At 36.3% G+C, this 22,758-nt stretch carries 20 protein-coding genes; 15 read left to right on the top strand and 5 right to left on the bottom strand.

All coding sequences use genetic code 11. The annotated features are described in order from the left end of the window. The first annotated feature begins 127 nt into the window (after positions 1 to 127). The 3 genes from RUH95_RS11530 to RUH95_RS11520 all read left to right on the top strand — a co-directional run bounded on the left by RUH95_RS11530 (position 128) and on the right by RUH95_RS11520 (position 3,303). Positions 128 to 1,171: an ArsR/SmtB family transcription factor gene (locus RUH95_RS11530; protein ID WP_313893017.1), complete on the top strand. Its 1,044-nt coding sequence runs from the start codon at positions 128 to 130 to the stop codon at positions 1,169 to 1,171. A 24-nt stretch (positions 1,172 to 1,195) separates the two neighbouring features. Further along, positions 1,196 to 2,419 carry an MFS transporter gene (locus tag RUH95_RS11525; protein WP_313893016.1) on the top strand — a complete coding sequence of 408 codons (1,224 nt, stop codon included), beginning with the start codon at positions 1,196 to 1,198 and terminating at the stop codon, positions 2,417 to 2,419. 80 nt (positions 2,420 to 2,499) lie between these two features. Then, entirely contained in the window at positions 2,500 to 3,303 is an 804-nt protein-coding gene (locus RUH95_RS11520; protein ID WP_313893015.1) for a class I SAM-dependent methyltransferase, read from the top strand. A gap of 83 nt (positions 3,304 to 3,386) precedes the next feature. Here the strand turns inward: RUH95_RS11520 and RUH95_RS11515 are convergent, their stop codons facing one another. The 3 genes from RUH95_RS11515 to RUH95_RS11505 form a co-directional block, all read right to left on the bottom strand. Beyond that, positions 3,387 to 3,917 carry an MFS transporter gene (locus tag RUH95_RS11515; RefSeq protein WP_313893014.1) on the bottom strand — a complete coding sequence of 177 codons (531 nt, stop codon included), beginning with the start codon at positions 3,915 to 3,917 and terminating at the stop codon, positions 3,387 to 3,389. Continuing rightward, positions 3,914 to 5,350, bottom strand: a complete 1,437-nt coding sequence (locus RUH95_RS11510) for an FAD-binding protein (protein ID WP_313893104.1) — start codon at positions 5,348 to 5,350, stop codon at positions 3,914 to 3,916. Before RUH95_RS11510 ends, RUH95_RS11515 begins: the two co-directional genes overlap by 4 nt. Positions 5,351 to 5,531: 181 nt before the next feature. Continuing rightward, complete coding sequence (locus RUH95_RS11505; RefSeq protein WP_313893013.1) at positions 5,532 to 6,308, bottom strand: enoyl-CoA hydratase-related protein; 777 nt, start codon at positions 6,306 to 6,308, stop codon at positions 5,532 to 5,534. A gap of 160 nt (positions 6,309 to 6,468) precedes the next feature. On the opposite strand from RUH95_RS11505, the gene RUH95_RS11500 reads away from it, so the two are divergent. Further along, entirely contained in the window at positions 6,469 to 7,698 is a 1,230-nt protein-coding gene (locus tag RUH95_RS11500; RefSeq protein ID WP_313893012.1) for an EAL and HDOD domain-containing protein, read from the top strand. 89 nt (positions 7,699 to 7,787) lie between these two features. Here RUH95_RS11500 and RUH95_RS11495 read toward each other — a convergent pair whose 3' ends face one another. Then, positions 7,788 to 8,330 carry a competence protein ComK gene (locus RUH95_RS11495; RefSeq protein ID WP_313893011.1) on the bottom strand — a complete coding sequence of 181 codons (543 nt, stop codon included), beginning with the start codon at positions 8,328 to 8,330 and terminating at the stop codon, positions 7,788 to 7,790. Positions 8,331 to 8,505: 175 nt separating this feature from the next. Between RUH95_RS11495 and RUH95_RS11490 the strand changes: the two genes are divergently transcribed. The 4 genes from RUH95_RS11490 (at position 8,506) to RUH95_RS11475 (ending at position 14,979) form a co-directional block, all read left to right on the top strand. Continuing rightward, a complete protein-coding gene (locus RUH95_RS11490; RefSeq protein ID WP_313893010.1) occupies positions 8,506 to 8,742 on the top strand; it encodes an IDEAL domain-containing protein in 237 nt (78 codons plus the stop codon). Positions 8,743 to 8,860: 118 nt separating this feature from the next. After that, the gene (gene uvrB, locus RUH95_RS11485) at positions 8,861 to 10,843 is read left to right on the top strand and encodes an excinuclease ABC subunit UvrB (RefSeq protein WP_313893009.1); all 1,983 of its coding nucleotides are present in this window, start codon (positions 8,861 to 8,863) and stop codon (positions 10,841 to 10,843) included. Between the two features lie 6 nt (positions 10,844 to 10,849). Beyond that, positions 10,850 to 13,738, top strand: a complete 2,889-nt coding sequence (gene uvrA / locus RUH95_RS11480; RefSeq protein WP_313893008.1) for an excinuclease ABC subunit UvrA — start codon at positions 10,850 to 10,852, stop codon at positions 13,736 to 13,738. A gap of 83 nt (positions 13,739 to 13,821) precedes the next feature. After that, positions 13,822 to 14,979, top strand: a complete 1,158-nt coding sequence (locus RUH95_RS11475) for a DUF4097 family beta strand repeat-containing protein (RefSeq protein ID WP_313893007.1) — start codon at positions 13,822 to 13,824, stop codon at positions 14,977 to 14,979. A 513-nt stretch (positions 14,980 to 15,492) separates the two neighbouring features. Here the strand turns inward: RUH95_RS11475 and RUH95_RS11470 are convergent. Continuing rightward, positions 15,493 to 16,029 carry an N-acetylmuramoyl-L-alanine amidase gene (locus RUH95_RS11470; RefSeq protein ID WP_313893103.1) on the bottom strand — a complete coding sequence of 179 codons (537 nt, stop codon included), beginning with the start codon at positions 16,027 to 16,029 and terminating at the stop codon, positions 15,493 to 15,495. Positions 16,030 to 16,160: 131 nt separating this feature from the next. On the opposite strand from RUH95_RS11470, the gene hprK reads away from it, so the two are divergent. The 7 genes from hprK (at position 16,161) to hisG (ending at position 22,754) form a co-directional block, all read left to right on the top strand. Further along, the gene (gene hprK / locus RUH95_RS11465; protein WP_313893006.1) at positions 16,161 to 17,096 is read left to right on the top strand and encodes an HPr(Ser) kinase/phosphatase; all 936 of its coding nucleotides are present in this window, start codon (positions 16,161 to 16,163) and stop codon (positions 17,094 to 17,096) included. Positions 17,097 to 17,113: 17 nt separating this feature from the next. Next, positions 17,114 to 17,926, top strand: a complete 813-nt coding sequence (gene lgt / locus RUH95_RS11460; protein WP_313893005.1) for a prolipoprotein diacylglyceryl transferase — start codon at positions 17,114 to 17,116, stop codon at positions 17,924 to 17,926. A gap of 17 nt (positions 17,927 to 17,943) precedes the next feature. After that, entirely contained in the window at positions 17,944 to 18,882 is a 939-nt protein-coding gene (locus RUH95_RS11455; RefSeq protein ID WP_313893004.1) for a nucleoside recognition domain-containing protein, read from the top strand. Further along, positions 18,879 to 19,535 (top strand): pyrophosphatase PpaX, encoded by a 657-nt coding sequence (gene ppaX, locus RUH95_RS11450; RefSeq protein WP_313893003.1) that lies wholly within the window; start codon positions 18,879 to 18,881, stop codon positions 19,533 to 19,535. The genes RUH95_RS11455 and ppaX overlap by 4 nt, the downstream gene beginning before the upstream one ends. Continuing rightward, on the top strand, positions 19,532 to 20,041 hold the full coding sequence (locus tag RUH95_RS11445; protein WP_313893002.1) for an acyltransferase: 510 nt from the start codon (positions 19,532 to 19,534) through the stop codon (positions 20,039 to 20,041). Before ppaX ends, RUH95_RS11445 begins: the two co-directional genes overlap by 4 nt. A gap of 912 nt (positions 20,042 to 20,953) precedes the next feature. Continuing rightward, positions 20,954 to 22,132: an ATP phosphoribosyltransferase regulatory subunit gene (locus tag RUH95_RS11440; RefSeq protein ID WP_313893001.1), complete on the top strand. Its 1,179-nt coding sequence runs from the start codon at positions 20,954 to 20,956 to the stop codon at positions 22,130 to 22,132. Continuing rightward, complete coding sequence (gene hisG / locus RUH95_RS11435; RefSeq protein WP_313893000.1) at positions 22,125 to 22,754, top strand: ATP phosphoribosyltransferase; 630 nt, start codon at positions 22,125 to 22,127, stop codon at positions 22,752 to 22,754. The genes RUH95_RS11440 and hisG overlap by 8 nt, the downstream gene beginning before the upstream one ends. Positions 22,755 to 22,758 lie beyond the last annotated feature (4 nt).

Below are 22,758 nucleotides of genomic sequence, written 5' to 3'. Positions count from 1 at the left end.
CACTGGGACCAAAAAAGCTCATTCATTTTGGATGGGTTTTTTATTATGAAAAAATGAAATGTTCTAAATATATTGAATTTTAAATTCTAATAATATAGAATTTATAGAAAAGAAATGAGGGGATAAAATGGATGTTTTAAATCTTTCGAGTAGGAAACGAAAAACGTATCAAGTGCATATAACGTACTCGGTTTTATGGGAATGCGCTCTAGGAATAGCTGCAATAACTAATACACCACTTATTAAATCTTTAGAAAAACCATCGAAATATTGGAGTGATATTAAGGAATCTCTACCTAAGAAACTACTAGATGATCTAGACTTTGTCGAAAGTAATAATACATGGAAGTCTTTATTGCAGCTGCTACATGAAAAAGATTTCGCACATTTATCGGAGTTTGTTGATTTCATTCAAGAACTTCCTGCAACCGAATTAAAATTTGTTTGTTTGCCATTCGTAGATCTAAAATATGAAACGTTGAGACGAGATGCTGCATTAGGTCAAGAAGAAGCAATAAATGAAATGCAAAAATTCACAATCGACAATCCATTTTTTCCTCGCTATGTAGAATTTATAAGCAAGGTCGATGTAGTACAACTTAGAGAACATCTTATAAGTGTTATGACAGGTTGGTATGAAGCAGTAATACAAAAAGATTCAGAGCAACTTCATAAAATTTTGCAAACAGATTTTGAAATGAAGACGAAGATGGCTGAAAAAATGTCTCCAGAAGAATTTGTTGAATGGGCAACAGGCGGAATAACCTATTTGCCAGAGCCTGGTGTAAATAACGTTTTGTTAATCCCACAATATATTTATCGTCCGTGGAATATAGAGGCAGATGTAGAGGAAACAAAGGTTTTTTATTATCCTATAGCGAACGAAAGTATTACACCAAATGATCGATACACTCCAAACAACTTTTTAATACTAAAACATAAAGCGCTAGGGGATGATGTACGTCTTAGGATTGTGAAATTATTACATGAAAAAGACCGTACATTGCAAGATATTACCGAGCAATTAAATATTGGTAAGTCTACCATTCATCATCATCTTAAAATTTTGAGGGCTGCTAATTTAGTAGAGATTTTGGATTCCAAGTATTCACTTAAAAGGAATGCAGTAGATGCCCTTTCAAAAGATTTAGAGCTTTATTTGGAACAGTAATAATTGGAATGGGCGTGATTTTGAATGAGTAATAGTTTACTAAAGAACCGTCAGTTTCTCATTGTTTGGATAGGAAATGTTATATCAGAATTGGGAGGGGCTTTCGGTACCTTTTGTAATTCCATTCTTATATATCAGCTAACAAATTCGACAATGGCGTTAGGGAGTATGTGGCTACTTTATTTTATCCCATCGCTTTTTTTGCAATTGTTCATTGGTCCTTTTATTGATAGATGGAGTCGAAAATGGATTATGGTATTTTCTCAATGGACGAGAGGGTTAATTTTTCTTATTCCACTCTTTTCATTAGTATTTGGGAACTTAGAAGCTTGGCATATTTATGCTGTCCAAATTATCGTAGGTTTAATAACTCCTATATATACACCAGCCAATCAAGCGATTACTCCTACTATTGTGACAAAGGATCAATTAAGCTCAGCTAATGCGTATATTGATGGAGCTGTTAGATTAATGACTTTCTCTGCACCTATTTTAGGTGGCATCGTTATAGAATATATGGGGGTAATACCAACTTTGGTTTTTGTGTGTGGAATACTTATCTGCAGTGGAACTCTTTTGCTCTTCATTAGAGAGGAGAGAAGCATCCAAAGTATACGGAAATCTTGGTTAGAACAATTTATGGAAGGTATATCTTACTTTTTTAAGCAACCTGTCATTGTTTGGTTAGGAATTTTTTTGGCTTTCGTGCAATTTGGAGTGGGGGTGACGATGGTTGTTACTCTTCCTTATATTACAAATGAATTATCAGGAAGTTATGCTGAGTATGGATATTTCATGGCAAGTTTTCCATTGGGCTATGTAATTGGTTCCATATTTGTAGGGAAGGTTAAATATAAGAGTCGTAGAGTTTTAATGCTGGGAGCATTAGTTATTGGTGGATTAACGTTCATTTCTTTAGGGTTTAATCAAAGTATCGTGTTTGCAATTGTCACGGAGGTTACTGCAGGAATATCTATGGCTTTTTTTGGTGTCCATAATATTACGATTTTTCAACAAACGGTACCCAATGAGTTAATGGGAAAAGTATCTTCTGTACGACTTTTTATTATCAGAGCTGCGATGCCATTAGGTGTACTTACAGGAGGCTTCTTGAGTGAACTTTGGGGCATACGACCAATGTACTTTTTAATAGGAACAATTATTTGTACTGTATCTCTATTAGGAATTTTGCTCCCTTACTTTAAGTTTTTGGATGATCCAAATAGGGATAGTCGTGCTGCTTCCTAATTTTACAATTTTAAGTGTTTTTTATTACAAATATTGTAGAAAAGCCAATCATCTATTTAATTTTTCATGGGGGTAGTTTAATGAAACAAGAAACAGTAAGTCGTATAAATCAAATAGGATGGAATCAATCTGCCTATCAAGCTTGGACGAATCGCCATGGCTTACCAAAAGAATATGCTAAAAAATTGATAGAAAGCCCAACAGCATCTGTTGCTCACTATTTAAAATTAATGGGAGATATAAAAGGTAAAAAAATTGCAAATTTCTTAGGGTCCAAAGGAAATAAGGCGGTATCTTTTGCTTTGTTAGGTGCAGAAGTTTGTGTGGTAGATATTTCAGAGGATAATAGAAAGTACGCAATGGAATTAGCTAAAGAAGCAGGAGTAAATATAAAATACATTGTTTCAGATATTTTAGAAGTTCCCGAGGAAGAAAATTTAGTAGATTTTGATTGTGTACTATTAGAATTAGGTGTACTGCATTACTTTGTAGATTTATTACCGTTATTTCAAGTAGTTTACGATTCTCTTAAATCAGGGGGACAATTTATTTTAAGAGATTATCATCCCATTCTTTCAAAGCTAGTAAATGTAAAAGAAGATGAACTGATTGCTAATGGGAATTATTTCAATAATGAAGTGATAGAAGAGGATATTGCTTACAGTACCTTGTTATCGGAGGAAGAACGTTCTGCTTTGAAAAAGGTAAATATTAGAAGATGGACTTTAGCTGAAATTATTACAGCTATCTCAACTGCAGGTTTTCGTATTAGTTATCTGGAAGAAGAGGCAGGAGTAAGATGGGCTTTTCCATCGAATTCACCAGAGGGAATAGAAAATAGAGTACCTGGATTATATACATTAATTGCAATGAAAGAGGGATGACAATAGGTCCCTGTGACAGACGCAATTCGAAAGCTATTCAGAATAGTATTAAATTTATGTCGGACACAGGGTCAAAAACAACTTCATCCTTTCTTCATCACATAAAACCCGCTCCATGCAAATAGAAGGGAAGCAATATAGAAGATACTCCCAATCGTTAGGAAGTCTACTAAATAACCGGTCGCAATTACAGCAATAGCAGCTCCGACGGATGTCCAAATATGGTATTGTCCAATTTCTTTTCCTGCTGTTTCTTTTTGGACAGTGCGGGCTAATACTGTTTTTTCAGAGTTTTTTTGAACTGCTCCAAGTAAACCCATCACAATTTGCAAGACGTAAACATGCCAGATTTCATAAGCAAGGGGGAAAATAAGTAAAATTAGTGCCATTCCCCATGAATAAATGATTAAGAGCATTTTATCGCCAGCATGGTCAGCATATTTTCCAATTATGGAATAGCTAAGTGCTGCCGTGAGTGCAAATAATCCGTATGCCCAGCCAAACTGTGAATAGCTGTTGCCAACGTTTTTTAAAAGCAGGACATAGAACGGAAAAATCATGCTAGACGCCATTCCTATAACACCTTGATATACAATAAATCTTCTATAATTCATTTGTGATACTCCTCATAAAAAAGATTCATAAATCGTTTGTCTGGGTCATATTTTTCTTTCATTTCAAAGAATTTTTGGGTGTTAGGATACGCTGTCTCTAACTGTTCTTTTGTCGGATAACTATAGTAGGGAAGATAGTAGCTCCCACCGTGATCGATTGTTACATCAATCATATCTCGAATGACTCTTCCGGTTTCTTCAATACTTTCCTCACTAGTTCCTTGATTAATGAGCATAACAAGTGCAAACATATCATCTTTTGCATAGGACATAAGTGACTCTTCATTTTTTCCAACATATCGAACAGTAATATTGAGTAGGTTAAAATCTTTTTCATCTTTTAACGTTTCTCGCAAGTCATCGATATATGGCTCAAATTGATTTATTGGCACAAAATACTCCTGTAGCACTTCCGTTTTTTTCGTATGATCATAATCCATGAACGCTGAATCCGACCGCATGACATTGTTTCTGGAAATGTATGAGTCGTCTAGCTTATCATTGTACGCTTGTTGAGTAGTCCAGAACATATTTTTGCCCCAATCATTTAAGCGAGAAAGTCCAAGAAAAAGTTTTGGAAAAGCAACAATCGTTTCACGCTTTAACGATGTATGGTTTTTTATTTGTGCCTGATTATCAGCCGTGTAATAGTCCGTAACATACATTTCGGTTAAATAACTATCTGGAGCTACTGAAATTCTTGCTAAATGCATTTTCACGGTGTCATCTAGTAGAACATTTGTAGTGAAATACGCACTGTATTCATCATAAGCAAGAGATTGGGTATGCGTTTGATAAAGTTCATCATCTGTTAATTGCAACGTCACATCGAGAATTACCCCAAATAATCCGTAGCCTCCGATAACTAACGGAAAGAGTTCGGGGTTTTCTTGTCGACTAACATGAATAATATTTCCTTCCGCATTAAGTAATCTAAAAGACTCAACTGTTTCAATCAAGGAGGTGCTTCGAATATCACGACCGTGCACATTCACACTTAGCGAACCACCGACTGTAAAAATATTTTGCGACTGACTAACTTTTAATGCGAGCCCACGAGGGTTTATGTAAGATTGAATATCAGCCCATGTTACGCCACTTTGCACAGTTATTATTTTGTTCTCAATATCTAATGCTAAAATTTTATTGTAGCTTTTCATATCGAGCAGAATACCGCTAGGGTATAGTGTATGGCCGCCTTGGCTATGTTGCATTCCTGCAATGGAAATCGGATCGTTATTCTGATTTGCTCCTATTACAATTTGTTTCAGTTTCACTTCGCTATCTTCGGATTTCATAGCTTTCATCTTGACTGGCAGGAGGCGACCATGATCTTCAACAACTGGATTGGTAAGCTGAGTTTGAAATATTTGTACGGAACAAATAAATAACAGCACATATAGAATTATAAAGAAATATCGGATTTTGAAAATGTGCCTCGCCTCCTTGTTGCATATATTTTACCATTATATTTTTGGGAAATGTCCTATTTCCATACAAAAAAGGAGAGATGAAATCATCTCTCCTTTTTCTTAGTAGGTCCCTGTGACAGACACAATTCAAGAACAATTCAGAATAGTTCCCGAATTGTGTTTAACACAGGAACAAAAAAACTTATTTCCCTTTAAACACTGGCTTTCTTTTCTCACTGAATGCATTTAATGCTTCGATACGATCCTCTGTTGGAATGGTCATTTCATACGCCTTGCGTTCTATATGTAGACCTGTGTGTAAGTCTGTATTCATACCATGTTTGACTGCGAATTTCGCTTGTTGAAGTGCTATTGGACCATTTGCAAGCATAAGCTCAGCAAAGTTTTCCGTTTCTTCTATTAACTTTTCTCTTGCAGTTACTTTTGTCAATAAACCATAAGCAAGTGCTTCATCTGCTTTTAATCTCTTCGCTGTTAAGATTAATTCTAACGCTTTTGCTTCGCCGATAAGTCGTGGTAGACGCTGTGTACCACCAGCACCAGGAATGATGGCCAAGCTTGTTTCTGTTAGACCAAGTTGAATATCATCAGCTGCAATTCGGAAATCACATGCAAGCGCAAGCTCAGTTCCTCCACCAAATGCATATCCATTTATCATGGCAATTGTCGGCTGTGGTAAATTTTCAATAGCTGAAAACACTTCACCAATTTTATAAACATTCCTTTTCACTTGTTGATCAGTTAATGTTTTTCGTTCTTTCAAATCTGCTCCAACGCTAAATGATTTCTCACCAGCACCCGTGAAAATAACGACACGAATATCTGGATTAATACGAATAGATTCTGCAATATCACCTAATTTTCGTAACATATCATAATTAAAAGCATTTAATGAATCGGATCTGTTTAGTGTGACATATGCAATATTTTTTTGCTGTTCATATCGAATGGAATCCATTTTTTTTTTCCCCCTAAAAGTACAGTAGTATGACTATACAAAACATACCATTTTCTTTGAAGTCTGTCATCACTGCAATTACTTCGAAGATAGGTCGATTTTCTTTTTCAATTTTGTTATACTAGATAGTAATCAAAATTAACGAATATGAGGTATTCACGTGGACATTTTTGTTGCGAGACAACCGATTTTTACTGAGAATGAACATATTTTTGCTTATGAACTATTATATCGCAATGGAAAACAAGATTCTTTTCCTATGTTAGATGGCGACAGAGCAACATTAGATGTCCTAACGAATTCTTTTTTGACTATCGGAATTAATGAATTAGCTGGTGATAAACTATGTTTTATCAACTTTACAGAAAACTTATTGAATAAAGAAGTAGTTAGTAAATTTCCGGCAGAACGAATTGTCATAGAAATTTTGGAGAACATTCCCATCACAATGGAACTGATTGAAGAGCTAAGGGAGATAAAATCATTAGGATTTTTTATAGCATTAGATGACTTTGTTCTTCAAAAAAATGTTGATTTGTATGATGAGTTATTTACTATTGTTGATTATATTAAAGTTGATTTTATTTTAAGTAGTCTGGCAGAACGACAAGCAATAGAGCAAATTGTTAAAGCTAATTATCCGCATATTGTGCTACTTGCAGAGAAAGTAGAAACTCGTGCTCAATTTTATGCGGCAAAAGCTGTTGGTTATGAGCTGTTTCAAGGTTACTTTTTTGCAAAGCCGGAAATTATTAAAGGAACAGAAATTCCGGCAAATATTGCCCAATATTTTCGAGTTATAGGTTTGTTAAAAGATGAAAGTGTCACTATTGAAGAAATTGCAGAGGAAATCGAACGAGATGTTTCTCTTTCATTTAAAGTGTTAAAAATGATTAATTCACCTGTAGTTCGTACAAAATCAAAAGTTCGATCTATTAAACAAGGTGTGTTAATGCTTGGGTTAGATGAATTAAATCATTGGTTGTATGTGCTATTACTCCGTGAATCAAAAACAAAGGATTTTGAAAATGGTTTAGCTTTAATTGAGGCTTCGCTATTTAGAGCGAAATTTTGTGAGCTTTTAGCAAAGCAAAAGCAGTTGAAAAATGCATCTGAGTATTTCCTTATTGGAATATTTTCTTTAATTGATACATTATTGCATCGTTCGATGAATCAATTATTGCAGGAATTGCCTTTAACAGATGAGGTTGCAGAAACACTTTCAGGAGCTAATACAGCAATGTTGCCATTCTTAGAGCTAGCCATTGCATGCGATGAAGTTCGATGGGACGATATGATTGCAGGAGCTAATGCAATTGAAGTGGATCATGCTACATTAAATAGCTTGTATATAGAAGCTCGTCGATGGGCAACAGATGTTGCGAACTAAAAAACTGTCCAATCTCTACATAAGAGATGGACAGTTTTTTTATATAAAAGAATAAATTCCATGTATTATTTTAGTGCAAATAAGCAATATTAATCGTATGAATCCTTTTGAAGAAACTGATTTCGAGTTGTTAAAAACGCTTCGTTTGAGAGACGATTCATTCGCTTTAAAAAATGCATATTTAAAATATTTGCAAACCCAATTTGCCGACTAATGGTTGTTGTAGAAGAATTGACATCTAATGTTTGTCCATTTGTTAAAATAATCGAACACCCATCTTTACTTGGGTGAAATGATTGAATTGCTTTAAGTGAAAACCAAACGTTTAAATCCGATTTCGGAGATAATGTAGGTATTAAAATGCATGGATTTCCATAGTCATGTGCTATGACTGCAGGCAATTTATGATATTTTCCAATAGCTTCTCTAGATAATTTAACGGATTGTTGAAAAGAAGAACCGTAATAAGAACATGATTGACGCACAATGTCATAAGGCTTTTTGCCTATTACTAACGATTCTCCAGAGAATTTGGTAACCTTTGTAAATGTTTTATTATTCATCTGAATTGGCTGTAATACCGCAGTTTCAAATGAAATGATGAAAAACTTATCTTCGGTTTGAATAGACATAAATTATCACTCCTTAGTAGAATATACATCAATTATAGTTAAATATGGAAAAAAAGCAATACTATACAATGAATATTCTGAAAATAATTATGGTGTAAATTCTAAATCTTCCGAAATCTATTGCAACTCTAGCTCAGCTTTTATATAATGAAAAAAAGGCATCGGGGTGATGGAAATGGACAAACAATATTCATACGCTGATTTTTTAAAAGCAATGGCTCAAACAGGGAAAGAAAGCTCTGCAGAAAAGTTGTTAAATGAAATTTATCTTGATATGTTTTTGAACATTATCCACCGGGAACAAAGTTACTGCCGAATAATTGATTTAATTGACGGAGCGCTAGATCGAAAAGATCAAGCTGCATTTATGAAGTACACAGATGCACTGCATCATTTACAAAATATGAAGTAAAGCCGCTTATGCAGAGCGGCTTTTCTTTTCATTGTCAGAAAACATACGTTCGTTTTTATTTGTATTTGAAAAAGATAATATGTTAAAATGAAAGCATTCAAAACATAGGAGGCCGCGTATGGAACGATTATTCGAATTGCAAGCTCCGTATGAGCCAGCAGGAGATCAAATAAAGGCCATAGAGCAACTTGTAGAAGGGCTTGAAGAAGGAAAAAAACATCAAACATTGCTTGGTGCAACGGGTACTGGAAAAACATTTACGATGTCCAATGTTATTCAACAAGTCAATAAACCGACGCTAGTCATGGCGCATAATAAAACACTCGCTGGACAACTTTATAGTGAATTTAAAGAGTTTTTTCCAAACAATGCAGTGGAATATTTCGTGAGCTATTATGACTATTTTCAACCAGAAGCCTACGTACCCCAAACAGATACTTATATAGAAAAAGATTCAAGCATTAACGAAGAAATTGATAAGCTGCGCCACTCTGCGACATCTTCTCTCTTTGAAAGACAAGATGTCATCATTATAGCGTCTGTTTCGTGTATATATGGGCTAGGGAATCCGGAAGAATATAGAGAAATGGTCGTATCACTTCGAACGGGAATGGAAATTGAGCGAAATCAGTTATTGAGAAAGCTAGTGGATATTCAATATGAACGAAATGATATTAATTTTACTCGTGGAGCTTTTCGTGTTCGTGGAGATGTAGTGGAAATCTTCCCAGCATCACGTGATGAGAAATGTCTTCGTGTGGAGTTTTTTGGCGATGAAATTGATCGTATACGAGAAGTGAATGCATTAACTGGAGAAATATTAGCAGAACGTGAACATGTTGCCATTTTCCCAGCTTCCCATTTCGTTACTCGTGAAGAAAAATTATTATTGGCAATAGAAAATATCGAAAAAGAATTAGAAGAGCAACTAACGATTATGCGGAAAGAAGATAAATTACTAGAGGCACAGCGACTCGAACAACGTACAAGATATGACTTAGAAATGATGCGTGAAATGGGTTTCTGTTCGGGAATTGAAAACTATTCCCGTCACTTAACGTTAAGAGAAGCGGGAGCGACTCCATATACATTACTCGATTACTTCCCGAAAGATTTTTTACTCGTTGTAGATGAAAGTCATGTTTCATTGCCACAAGTAAGGGGAATGTTCAATGGTGACCAGGCTAGAAAATCAGTGCTTGTCAATCATGGTTTTAGACTACCATCTGCACTAGATAACCGGCCGCTTACTTTTAGTGAATTTGAAGATCATGTTCATCAAGCAGTGTTTGTATCCGCAACTCCTGGGCCATATGAGTTGGAGCACACACCAGAAATGGTAGAACAAATTATTCGTCCAACTGGGTTGCTTGATCCTGTCATTACAGTGAAACCAATTGAAGGGCAAATCGATGATTTGATTAATGAAATACATGAGCGCGCTGCGAAAAATGAGCGTGTGCTTATTACAACATTAACAAAGAAAATGTCAGAGGACTTAACTGATTATTTAAAAGAAATTGGTATCAAAGTGCAGTACTTACATTCTGAAGTAAAAACATTGGAACGTATCGAAATCATACGAGAACTTCGATTAGGGATATACGATGTTTTAATCGGGATTAACTTATTAAGAGAAGGTATCGATATTCCAGAAGTTTCATTAGTAGCGATATTAGATGCTGATAAGGAAGGATTTTTACGTTCGGAGCGCTCTTTAATCCAAACGGTAGGACGAGCTGCAAGGAATTCTAGTGGGGAAGTAATTATGTATGCAGATAGAATGACGGATTCGATGCGCAAGGCAATTGATGAAACTAATCGTCGCCGAACAATTCAAATGGAATATAACGAAGTGCATGGAATTACACCGAAAACGATTGTAAAGAAAATCCGAGAAGTTATTCGTGCATCTCAAGTGGCAGAAGAACAAGAAACTTATGCTCAACAGCTACTAAGCGGCAAAGCATTAACGAAAGAAGAAAAAGCAACATTATTAGGAAACTTAGAAAAAGAAATGAAAGACGCTGCAAAAGCGCTTAATTTTGAGCGTGCTGCTGAACTACGTGATGCAATTTTGGAATTGAAGCTGGAAGGATGAATCGTGTTGAAAAACCAAGAAATTATTATACAAGGTGCTAGAGCACATAATTTAAAAAACATTAGTTTAAAAATACCGAGAGATAAACTCGTAGTAATGACCGGACTATCTGGTTCAGGGAAATCTTCATTAGCATTCGATACTATTTATGCAGAAGGACAGCGACGCTATGTAGAATCATTGTCTGCATATGCAAGACAGTTTCTTGGGCAAATGGAAAAGCCAGATGTAGATGCAATTGAAGGATTATCTCCCGCTATTTCAATTGACCAAAAAACGACTAGTAAAAATCCTCGTTCTACAGTAGGAACTGTAACCGAAATTTATGATTATTTACGACTATTGTTTGCACGTATCGGAAAACCAATTTGCCCGAATCATGGAACAGAAATTTCTTCCCAAACGATTGAGCAAATGGTCGATCGTCTAAGTGAATATCCAGAAAAAACGCGTATGCAAATACTTGCTCCAATTGTTTCTGGAAGAAAAGGTACGCATGTAAAACTACTAGAAGAAATGAAAAAACAAGGATATGTGCGTGTTCGAGTAGACGGAGAATTAATCGACTTAGATGATGACATTAATATAGATAAAAACAAAAAGCATAATATTGAAGTAGTCATTGATCGCATCGTGATGAAAGATGGTATTGCTGCTCGATTAAGTGACTCATTGGAATCTGCTTTAAGAATTGCAGATGGAAGAGTATTAATCGATGTAATGGAGCATGAAGAAGTTTTATTTAGTGAACATCACGCTTGCCCAATTTGTGGATTTTCTATCGGTGAACTAGAACCACGAATGTTTTCGTTCAATAGCCCTTTTGGTGCATGCCCAGGTTGTGATGGTTTAGGAACGAAATTAGAGGTTGACCCTGAGCTTGTTGTTCCAGACAAAAGTTTAACGCTTGCAGAAGGAGCAATTGTTGCGTGGCAACCGACAAGCTCTCAGTATTATCCGAAATTATTGGAAGCGGTATGTAAGCATTACAAAATTAAAATGAATGTTCCAGTTGAAAAATTGCCAATCGATCAGTGGAATAAAATTTTATATGGATCAGGCGAAGAAAAAATTAGATTCCGATACGAAAATGAGTTTGGACAAGTAAGAGATAATTCAATCGCATTTGAAGGGGTACTAGCAAATATCGAACGGAGATACAAAGATACTTCTTCCGATTATATCCGTGAGCAAATGGAAAAATATATGGCGCAGCATGATTGTCCGACTTGCGCTGGATACCGATTGAAACAAGAAACACTTGCAGTAAAGCTTAATTCTCTACATATTGGACAAGTATCGGAATTTTCGATTGAAGAAGCAAATGCATTTTTTAATACGCTTACTCTATCTGAAAAAGATATGCAAATTGCACGATTAGTATTAAGAGAAATTAATGAACGATTAGGATTTTTAGAAAATGTCGGTTTGGATTATTTAACTTTAAGTCGAACGGCCGGAACATTATCTGGTGGAGAAGCACAGCGTATTCGTTTAGCAACTCAAATAGGCTCAAGGCTTACAGGCGTTTTATATATTTTAGATGAGCCTTCTATTGGCTTGCATCAACGAGATAATGAACGATTAATCGAAACATTAAGAAGTATGCGTGATATTGGAAATACACTAATCGTAGTAGAGCATGATGAAGATACGATGATGGCCGCTGATTATTTAATTGATGTTGGTCCAGGAGCAGGTATTCGTGGTGGAGAAATTGTTGCCGCAGGTACTCCAGAACAAGTTATGAAAAATAAAAAATCACTTACTGGTCAATATTTAAGTGGGAAAAAGTTTATTCCAATACCGACGGAAAGAAGAAAACCAGACGGTCGATACATCAAAATAAAAGGTGCTTCTGAAAATAATTTAAAAAATGTAAATGTAGACATTCCATTAGGTGTTTTTACTGCTGTAACTGGCGTTTCTGGTTCAGGGAAAAGTACGCTTGTGAATGAAATTCTGTATAAATCACTTGCACAAAAGCTGAATCGCTCCAAAGTAAAACCAGGAGCAAATAAGGGTGTCGAAGGTATAGAAGTACTTGAAAAAGTAATCGAAATAGATCAGTCACCAATTGGGCGTACCCCACGATCTAATCCAGCGACCTATACGGGTGTATTTGATGATATTCGAGATTTGTTTGCAACGACGAATGAAGCGAAAGTAAGAGGATATAAAAAAGGACGATTTAGCTTCAACGTAAAAGGCGGTCGCTGTGAAGCTTGCCGTGGAGATGGAATTATTAAAATTGAAATGCATTTCCTACCAGATGTATATGTGCCTTGCGAAGTATGTCACGGAAAGCGATATAATCGCGAAACATTAGAAGTACAGTACAAAGGCAAAAATATTGCAGAAATATTGAAAATGACAATAGAAGATGGATTAGCCTTTTTTGAAAATCATCCGAAAATTGGTCGTAAGCTTCAAACAATCGTCGATGTTGGTCTTGGCTATATGGAACTAGGGCAACCAGCAACGACATTATCAGGCGGGGAAGCCCAGCGCGTGAAGCTAGCATCTGAATTGCATAAACGATCCAACGGAAAATCATTTTATATTTTAGATGAACCTACTACTGGGCTACATGTTGATGATATTGCTCGTTTGCTTGTCGTATTACAGCGTCTTGTTGAAAATGGGGACTCGGTACTTGTAATCGAGCATAATTTAGATGTTATTAAAACAGCTGATTATATGATTGATTTAGGTCCAGAAGGCGGGGACAAAGGCGGAAGTATTTTAGTAGTCGGTACACCAGAAGAGATTGCTGCAACAGAAGGTTCTTATACAGGGAAGTATTTAAAACCAGTGTTAGAAAGGGATCGTAATAGAATGGATGAAGCTATTTCGAAAGCATCCAAAAAGAAAAAAGTTTCAGTAGAAGTATGATGAAACTTTTTGCTGTCCCATTCGTATTAATGTAGAGTAAACAAAATGTTTCATACTTTGAACTAATGAGGAGGCCTTTTAATATGCAAGATGAACGCAAACGCATTTTAGATATGGTTGAGAACGGTACAATTACTACCCAAGAAGCACTAGTTCTATTAGAATCGCTAGGTAAACAAACGAAGTCTATAGCTCCACTTGTGAAAGAAGAGCCAAAGCTGGAACAGAAGTTGGAAGGTCGAAAATTTACGTTTGATGACCAAAAAGAATCACAAGAAAAGCAAGGAAATCCTGATTTTATAGAAGATTTAAAACGTGATTTTAACGTAATGGGCGAGCGTTTCATGCATTTTATGCAAGGAACGGTAGATAAATTAAAACAATTTGATTTTGACATGCCATTTGGAGAACCAGTTGTTTTTAAAGAAAAAATAGTAAAAGAACATGCACAGTACGATGATATATCTATTGATATTGCCAACGGTAAAATTGAAATTTATCCAGCTGAGAATGATGTGACATACGCAGATATATCTGTGAAGTCGTTTAAAAATTCTACAGAGGAAGAAGCAAGAACTCGCTTCCAAAGAGAATTTTTCCTTGAAACTGAGGGAAATAAATTACGTGTATACAGTGATATGAAAACAACATCTGTGCAAGTTGAATTGTATGTACCGAAAAAAGCATACAATCAAATTTCCGCACGCTTATTTAATGGTGATTTTATTGCTAAACAAATAGAAGCTAATTCGATTAAAGTGAAAACGACGAATGGTAAAGTTAATTGGGACGATATTCGTTTCGAAACAGCTGATATTGAGACAATGAATGGAGCGGTTCAAATCCAGCATGTCGTTGGTAATTCGATTGAAGTAGAAACGATTAATGGTCGAATTTATGTAGATGGTAAGATAAAAGAGATAGAAGGTTCATCGGTAAGTGGAAATGTAATTTTGACGACGAAGGATAAGGAAGCCCGTAAAATGGAAGGGGTTGCTGTAGCTGGAACTGTCGAATTGTATGTACCAAAAGATGTGTCTCTAAAAGGTGAAGCGACATCTCAATTAGGTAGAATCGATGTTCAGTTAGCGGATGTAACGCAATTGAATCAATCGGAACAATTGCTCAATAAAAAAGTTGGGTTCACGAAAATAGTGGATTCTTCAATAGAGCCTTTACGTGTCTACGGAGATGCAAAAACAGGTTCTGTCGTAGTGCGATACACAACAGAAGGCGAATAAAAAAAGCTGGTCGAAAGCATATATTTGCTTCGACCAGCTTTTTTATCTAAGGAAGTATATAAAAATATAGCCTGAGCACGGGTTTACGGTATCAATATATGAGGGAGTACAGGTATGAATGTAGTGGATTTTGTTACAAGCAGGCGCTTTCCGTGGGGGGCGGCTTCAATCTCCTCGTCGCAGAAAACATCCACTGTTCCCACTGGTGTCGCCGCTTTTCACTACATCCATCCTGCTTATGAGAGTATATTCAGGTTCTTTCTACTTAAGCTCTTTCATGTAGAGGAAGAGTAAAAAGTTAATCAGCACTTCAAGTTAGAAATGACAGACAATTTTCGTACGAAATAAATTTCCATCTACTTCTACATTTTCTATCCAAATGTAGAAGTGTCTCTTTCTAAAACCTACAAAAAGCTTGTTGGAAGAGGCGCAGCCACTTCCGAAAAGTTTTTAAAGTTTTCCCGTTTATTGTATGGCCCAATGGGGAGCCTAGAGCGAGTAAGAAACTATTTCTTATTTATTTCTCCAACAAAGGATTGCTACGGCAATTGCCTTCGCACAGAGAAGGCGATATTGTTCGCTTTGTAGCAATAATGCTTCTTCTTTATTTGTCATAAATCCACACTCCACTAATACTGCAGGCATTTTTGTATCACGAACAACAGCAAAATCTGCTTGTTTCACTCCTCTATCTTTTCTTTTCAACAAAGCGCATATTGAATTTTGTATGGCATTTGCTAGTAATTTGGATTGCTCAGAAGGCTTTGTGTACATAAAAGTTTCAATTCCGCTTACTTCATTCCAAGTGGAGCCAAAAGCATTTGCATGGATCGAGATGAATGCGTGCACCTTGAACTTATTGGCGAGAGATGTTCTTTCACGCAATGGTAAATCAGAAGTTCCACAGTTGCTTAGTAGTACAACAACTCCGAATTGCTCTAATTCTTTTTTGAGAAAATGAACAACAGCTTGATTAAAATCGAATTCTTTCATTTTTCCATCGGGTGTTCTTTTTCCGGCTGTTTCTTGTCCATGACCTGCATCGAGCATAATTTTCAATGTAAAGTCACCCCTTTCTATGAATAAATAGAACGAGAAAAGACAAATGGATACAAAAAGTTTGAATAATCATGCTAAAATAAGAACTATGTGAAAACAGAAGCGTGAGAGGAGTTTTAAAAATGCCCCATGTTACGACAAAAGAGATAAAAGAAAAGTTTAATCTAACATTAGTAAGTGGTGAAGAGGGAATAGGACGTCATGTTTCTCTTAGTGATATTTCTCGACCAGGAATTGAAATGGCAGGTTATTTCACACATTATCCATCGGATCGAATTCAGCTTATGGGTAAAACGGAAATTTCCTTTTTTCAACTTTTAGAGCCGGAAGAAAAAAAAGAAAGAATGTTGAAATTATGTGAGCAGGACACACCGGTAATTATCATTTCGCATGGTATGGAGGTTCCTCCAGAATTAATTGCAGCTTCAAATGAAAAATCGGTTCCTGTTTTAACAACGAAAATGCCGACAACACGATTTTCAAGTTTGTTAACGAATTTTTTGGAAAGCCAGCTTGCACCTACAACCGCAGTCCATGGCGTGCTAGTTGATATATATGGTGTAGGCGTGTTAATTACTGGGAAAAGCGGAGTCGGGAAAAGTGAAACGGCTCTGGAATTAGTGAAAAAGGGTCACCGATTAGTTGCCGATGATTGTGTAGAAATAAGGCAAGAAGGCGAGAATACATTAGTCGGCAATGCTCCGAAATTAATAGAGCATCTTCTAGAAATTCGTGGTTTAGGTATCATTAATATAATGACGCTGTTTGGTACAAGTGCAATTCGTAGCTATAAGCGTATTACACTTGTGATAGAGCTGGAAATATGGGATGAGAAAAAGACGTATGATCGTCTTGGTTTAGAAGAAGAAACGATAGAAATTATTAATACGAATATTACGAAGTTAACCGTACCAGTTAGACCTGGTCGAAATTTATCTGTAATTATTGAAGTAGCTGCAATGAATCATCGTTTAAAACGTATGGGAGTAAATACTGCCGAGGAATTTGCAAAACGTTTAGATGATGTTATTACTCAAAATGGAGAAAGCAGCTTTTAAGTTGAGAGGAGTTTAAGATGAATATTATTTTACAAGCAATAGATCCAGTAGCATTTTCACTAGGCTCGTTAGAAGTACGATGGTATGGAATTATTATTGCATTAGGGATTGTTTTGGCGTTTATTGTCGCACAAAGAGAAATGGTAAAGCGTGGATTTCATCAAGATTATTTAACAGATCTTCTTATTTGGGCAGTTCCTTTAGCTATTGTAGGGGCAAGAATTTATTATGTAATTTTTAAATGGGACTTTTATAGCCAGCATCCAGAGAAAATTATTCAAGTTTGGAATGGTGGAATTGCAATTCACGGTGCATTAATTGCTTCTTTTTTAACTGCGTACTTCTTTACGAAAAAAAGAAACAGTTCTTTTTGGAAAGTAACGGATATTGTTGCGCCAAGTATTTTGATCGGGCAAACAGTAGGGCGTTGGGGCAATTTTATGAACCAAGAAGCGCATGGTGGAGAAGTAACTAGAACTTTTTTAGAAAACTTAAAGCTACCAGAATGGATTATTAATCAAATGTATATAGAAGGTAGTTATTACCACCCTACTTTTTTATATGAATCGATTTGGAATTTGATAGGGGTTATTATTTTAATTTTATTACGAAAAGTAAATTTACTTCGTGGAGAAATGTTCCTGTTCTATTTAACTTGGTATTCAGTAGGAAGATTTTTTATAGAGGGAATGCGTACGGATAGTTTGTATTTAATAGGTGATTTACGTACAGCACAAGTAGTTTCGTTAGTAACGATTGTTATAGCAATAAGCATATTTATTTATAGAAGAATAACTGTAAAACCAGCTGTTCGTTATCAGGATAAGTAAGGGAAGAAGTGAATGCCATGGGAACATTAAAAAGGGGTCTAATGGCCGGGTTAAAGACGACTTGGACATTAAGTAAAATTATTTTTCCTATTACATTATTGATTGTCGTTTTACAATATACACCAGTGCTCCCGTGGGTGATCAGTTTAATATCGCCTTTTATGGGACTGATTGGGCTAAGCGGAGAGGCTGCCATTCCGTTAGTTTTAGGAAATGCGCTTAATCTTTATGCGGCGATTGCTGGAATTCTTTCGCTTGAGCTAACAGTGAAAGAAGTATTTATTTTAGCGACGATGTTATCTTTTTCTCATAATATTTTCATCGAAACAGGTGTAGCACTTCGAGTAGGCGTTAAATTATGGGTAGTTTTAGTTGTTCGTTTTGGACTAGCGATATTTTCAGCAGTAATCATTAACCTTGTTTGGCAAGGTGGTGGTGAAGTTGCAAAATATGGTGTTGCAACTGCGACAACGCAAGTCCCAGATGGTTGGGGAGAAATTGTGTTGCTCGGTTTGCAAAAAGCTACATTCGGTGTGTTGCAGCTTGCCATAATCGTTATTCCTTTAATGATTATTATTCAGTTTTTAAAGGATCGTCATTATTTACAAAAGTTTTCAGAGAAAGTTGCACCATTTACGAAAGTAATTGGCGTACAACCAAATGCTTCGTTAACGTTGGTAGCAGGGCTTGTTATGGGCTTAGCGTATGGAGCGGGCGTCATGATTCAAGCGGTACAGGAAGATGGCGTTAGTAAAAAGGATGCAACGCTAGCTTTTATCTTTTTAGTAGCTTGTCACGCTGTGATAGAAGATACACTCATATTTGTTCCATTAGGAATTCCAATATTACCTTTGTTTTTAATTAGAATTACGACGGCATTTGTATTAACGATTATTATTGCTTATGTTTGGCGAAGGTCTGAGCAGTTGAAACAAAAGGAAGTGATGACATCGTGAAGAAGGATTGTTATAAAGCATTGTTATTTGATTTTGATGGTACGTTACTTGACACAAATGAACTTATTATCCAGTCTTTTTTACATGTATTAGGAGGGCGATTTCCTGGGAAATACGATCGAGAGAGTGTTCTACCTTTTTTAGGTCCAACTTTATATGAATCAATGAATAGTGTCGATCCAACATTAACAAAAGAGCTAATGGAAGAATATCGAGCATGGAATAGTCAAATGCATGATCAAATGGCGGTTCCTTTTGATGGGGTTGTAGAAACATTGCATGCTTTAAAGGAACAAGGATATAAACTCGCGATTGTATCAACGAAGAGAAAAGTGATGATTAATAGAGGTTTAAAGTTAATGGGCTGTGAAGCTTTGTTTGATACGATTGTTGGGTTGGACGATGTGCAAAATCCGAAACCTGATCCAGAGCCAATTGAGCTTGCTTTGGAGAAAGTTGGAGTAGAAAAACAAGATGCTTTAATGATTGGTGATAATTTTCATGATATCGTTGGTGGTCAAAGAGCTGGAGTAGATACGGCAGCAGTTGCTTGGTCTATGAAAGGTGAAGCATTCTTAGCTACATATAAACCGACGTATGTGCTTCGTCATATTAGTGACTTACTAGCAATTGCAAAAGGTAATGCTATATGAGGAAAACAGAAAGATATCCTGTAAGTGGTGCAAATTCGTTATGGCATGTATATGATACCGTTCCTTTTTGGAAAGTAGTGAAAAATTTTGTTTTTATTCAAGCTGCAAGATATACGCCGTTTTTGAGTTGGAAAAACTTTTTCTATCGTACGTTTTTAAAGATGGAAGTAGGGGAACAGACGTCTTTTGCATTGATGGTTATGGTAGATGTGATGTTTCCAGAGCGAATTAAAATAGGTGTGAATTCAGTTGTTGGGTATAATACGACAATTCTAGCGCATGAATATTTAATCGATGAATACCGAATCGGTGATGTTATTATTGGTGACCGGGTGTTAATTGGTGCGAACACGACCGTTTTACCTGGTGTGACGATTGGAAACGATGCGATTATTTCTGCTGCTACGCTTGTAAATAAAGATGTTCCGGAAGGCTGCTTTGTTGGAGGGAACCCAATGCGTATTATTTATACGAAAGAACAAATGTTAGAACGAAAAAATAAGTAACTAAAAAGCTATTTTTCTAAGAGATAAAACTTAGAAAAATAGCTTTTTTTAGGGAAGTATATGAATTGATAGCAAGGATTCCGTTTCAAGCGGACGCTTTCCGGCTGGCACGGCTTCAATCTCCTCGTCGCTGTAAAAACATGTGCTCCTGCGGTTACTCGTCGCAAAGACACTGGCCGAATAAAGTTCGGCCAGTGTCTTTCCTGCGGGGTTTTCTGCTCGGTGCACCTGCCGCTTTGCTTTCGGTGCAAAAAACATCCGCTATTCCCGCTCGAGTCGCCGCTTTGCACTGTATCCATCTAGTTTAGAAGGATGTAATCATATTCTTTCTAATCAAGTGTTTTTACGAAGTACTTACTTCACTATCTTTAAACACTAAGTGGTGAATCTGGTAAGAAAGTGAATAATTTGTCATCTCGTCTTTCTTACTAAAAAGGTAAGATTCATTTTTGTAGGTAGTAAGTGTTCTTTCTACAGACTGGATCAACCAATAGAAGTGTCCCTTTATAAAAAACTACAAAAAGCTGCCAAAATTGTATCTTTGGCGGCCTTCAAATGATATAGAATGTGACTCGCTTCTTCTATTGCTAAAAATATTTAACTGCCTGGTATAGTAGTTTCTGGAGAGTGGAAAGCGAACATTTGCCATAGGACGACCGAACAAAAAGTGTGTTGGAAGAGGCGTAGCCGCTTCCAACACATTTTAAAAATTTCACCGTTCATCGCATAGCCCAATGAGAAGCCTGGAGCGAGCCGGAAACTCTATCGTCACGGTATTCTGTTTTGCGGTTTTCTTAGGATAAAAAAGGAAATATATAAGAAGTTGACGAATTGAACAATTTAAGATAGAATTTATTTTAATTCAACTCTCTAGTTCTCTAGTGTGTTAAAGTGTTGTTAAGGGGTGGGAAAATGAGTACTATTCAAATGTTTGAGAAACCGCTAGGAATGCGGGATTCATTTCCGAAAGTAAATGAACAAAAGGAATACATACGCTCAGTGGCAAGGGAGTTTATAAGAAATAAAGGATACGACTTTATCAAAACACCATCTGTTGAATATTTTGAAACAATTGGTAAAGCATCTGCAATTGATGAGTCTTCCCTTTTTAAACTCGTTGATAACCAAGGAGAAATGCTTGTTTTACGCCCAGATATGACTACTCCGATTGCTCGAATTGCAGCTTCAAAGCTATTAAAAGAAAAAAATCCGCTGAGGTTAGCTTATTATGCCAATGTATTTCGGGCACAGCATCGAGAAGGTGGTAGACCAGCGGAATTCGAACAGCTAGGTTTAGAGTTAATTGGCGATTTTAGTCCATATGGGGATAGTGAAATTATTCATACGGCCGTCGAGCTTGTGAAGGCTCTTGGCGTAGAAAGCTTTCGAATTACGGTAGGGCATGCAGGTGTACTAACGGCCATTTTAAAAAATAATACGAATAAAAAAGATCAAGCTGAAACTTTACGTCAGCTGTTAGTAGAAAAGAATTTTGTAGGATTCGAACAAAAATTAGAAGATATGTTATTGCTAGAAGGCGATAAAGAAAATTTAATGACATTAATTGATAACACAGTAGAATCGAAGTCAATTGAAGATTATAGACCATTATTAACAACTGATCAGCAACATTTGATTGATCAAGTGGAGCAGCTTCAATCTTTATTGACAATGCAGTTAAATGATCCTTCGATTGTTTCATTCGACTTTACATTGGCAAGTCATATGAGTTACTACACGGGCATGCTTTTTGAAATTCATGCTGCCGGAAGTGGATTTCCTATTGGAAATGGTGGTCGCTATGACGAACTGTTTAAGCTATTTGATGAGGAAGTCGGAGCAACTGGCTTTGGCATTCGGGTCGATCGATTATTAGAAGTATTACCTCCTAAAGAAGTGGAAGAAAAACATACGCTTTTATTATTTCATAAAGATTCATATGCAAAGGCAAATGGACTTGCAGAAGAAAAAAGAAAAAATGCAGAAAGAGTGACGGTTCAATATATGGGAAGTGTCAGTGACTTAGAGGCATTTAAACGGATTTTTGATGACGTCATAATTGTTTCAGAAGGTGGTTCTGTACGTGAATGAATTAACGATTGCCATGCCAAAAGGGCGCATTTTTGAAGAAGCATATAAACTTTTTATAGAAGCAGGATTTGATTTGCCGAATGAAATAAATGATTCTCGCAAGTTAATAGTAGAAGCACCTAATGAAAGAATTGCATTCATCTTAGCAAAGCCAATGGATGTTCCAGTGTATGTAGAACATGGCGTAGCGGATATCGGAATAGCAGGCAAAGATGTGTTGCTTGAGCAGCACCGAGATGTGCATGAGTTACTTGATTTACGTATAAGTAATTGCTACATCGCAACGGCGGGACTTCCAAATACAAAAATGAATGAAATCGCACCGAGAGTAGCAACGAAATATCCGACAATCGCAACGAATTTTTATAAAGAAAAAGGCGAGCAAGTAGAAATTATTGAGTTAAACGGTTCGATTGAATTAGCACCGATGATTGGGCTGGCGGATCGAATTGTTGATATTGTTTCCACTGGTCAAACATTAAAAGAAAATGGACTTGTGGAGTATGAAAAAATTGTCGCTATATCCTCTCGATTAATTGTGAATCCAGTAAGCTATCGAGTGAAAAGTGAACGAATACGAGAATTTGTCGCACAATTAAAAAATGCGCTGAATAAAAGGTAGGGAA

Source organism: Psychrobacillus sp., from assembly GCF_032154225.1.
Classification (GTDB): domain Bacteria; phylum Bacillota; class Bacilli; order Bacillales_A; family Planococcaceae; genus Psychrobacillus.
This window is presented reverse-complemented; position numbering and strand designations above follow the sequence as displayed.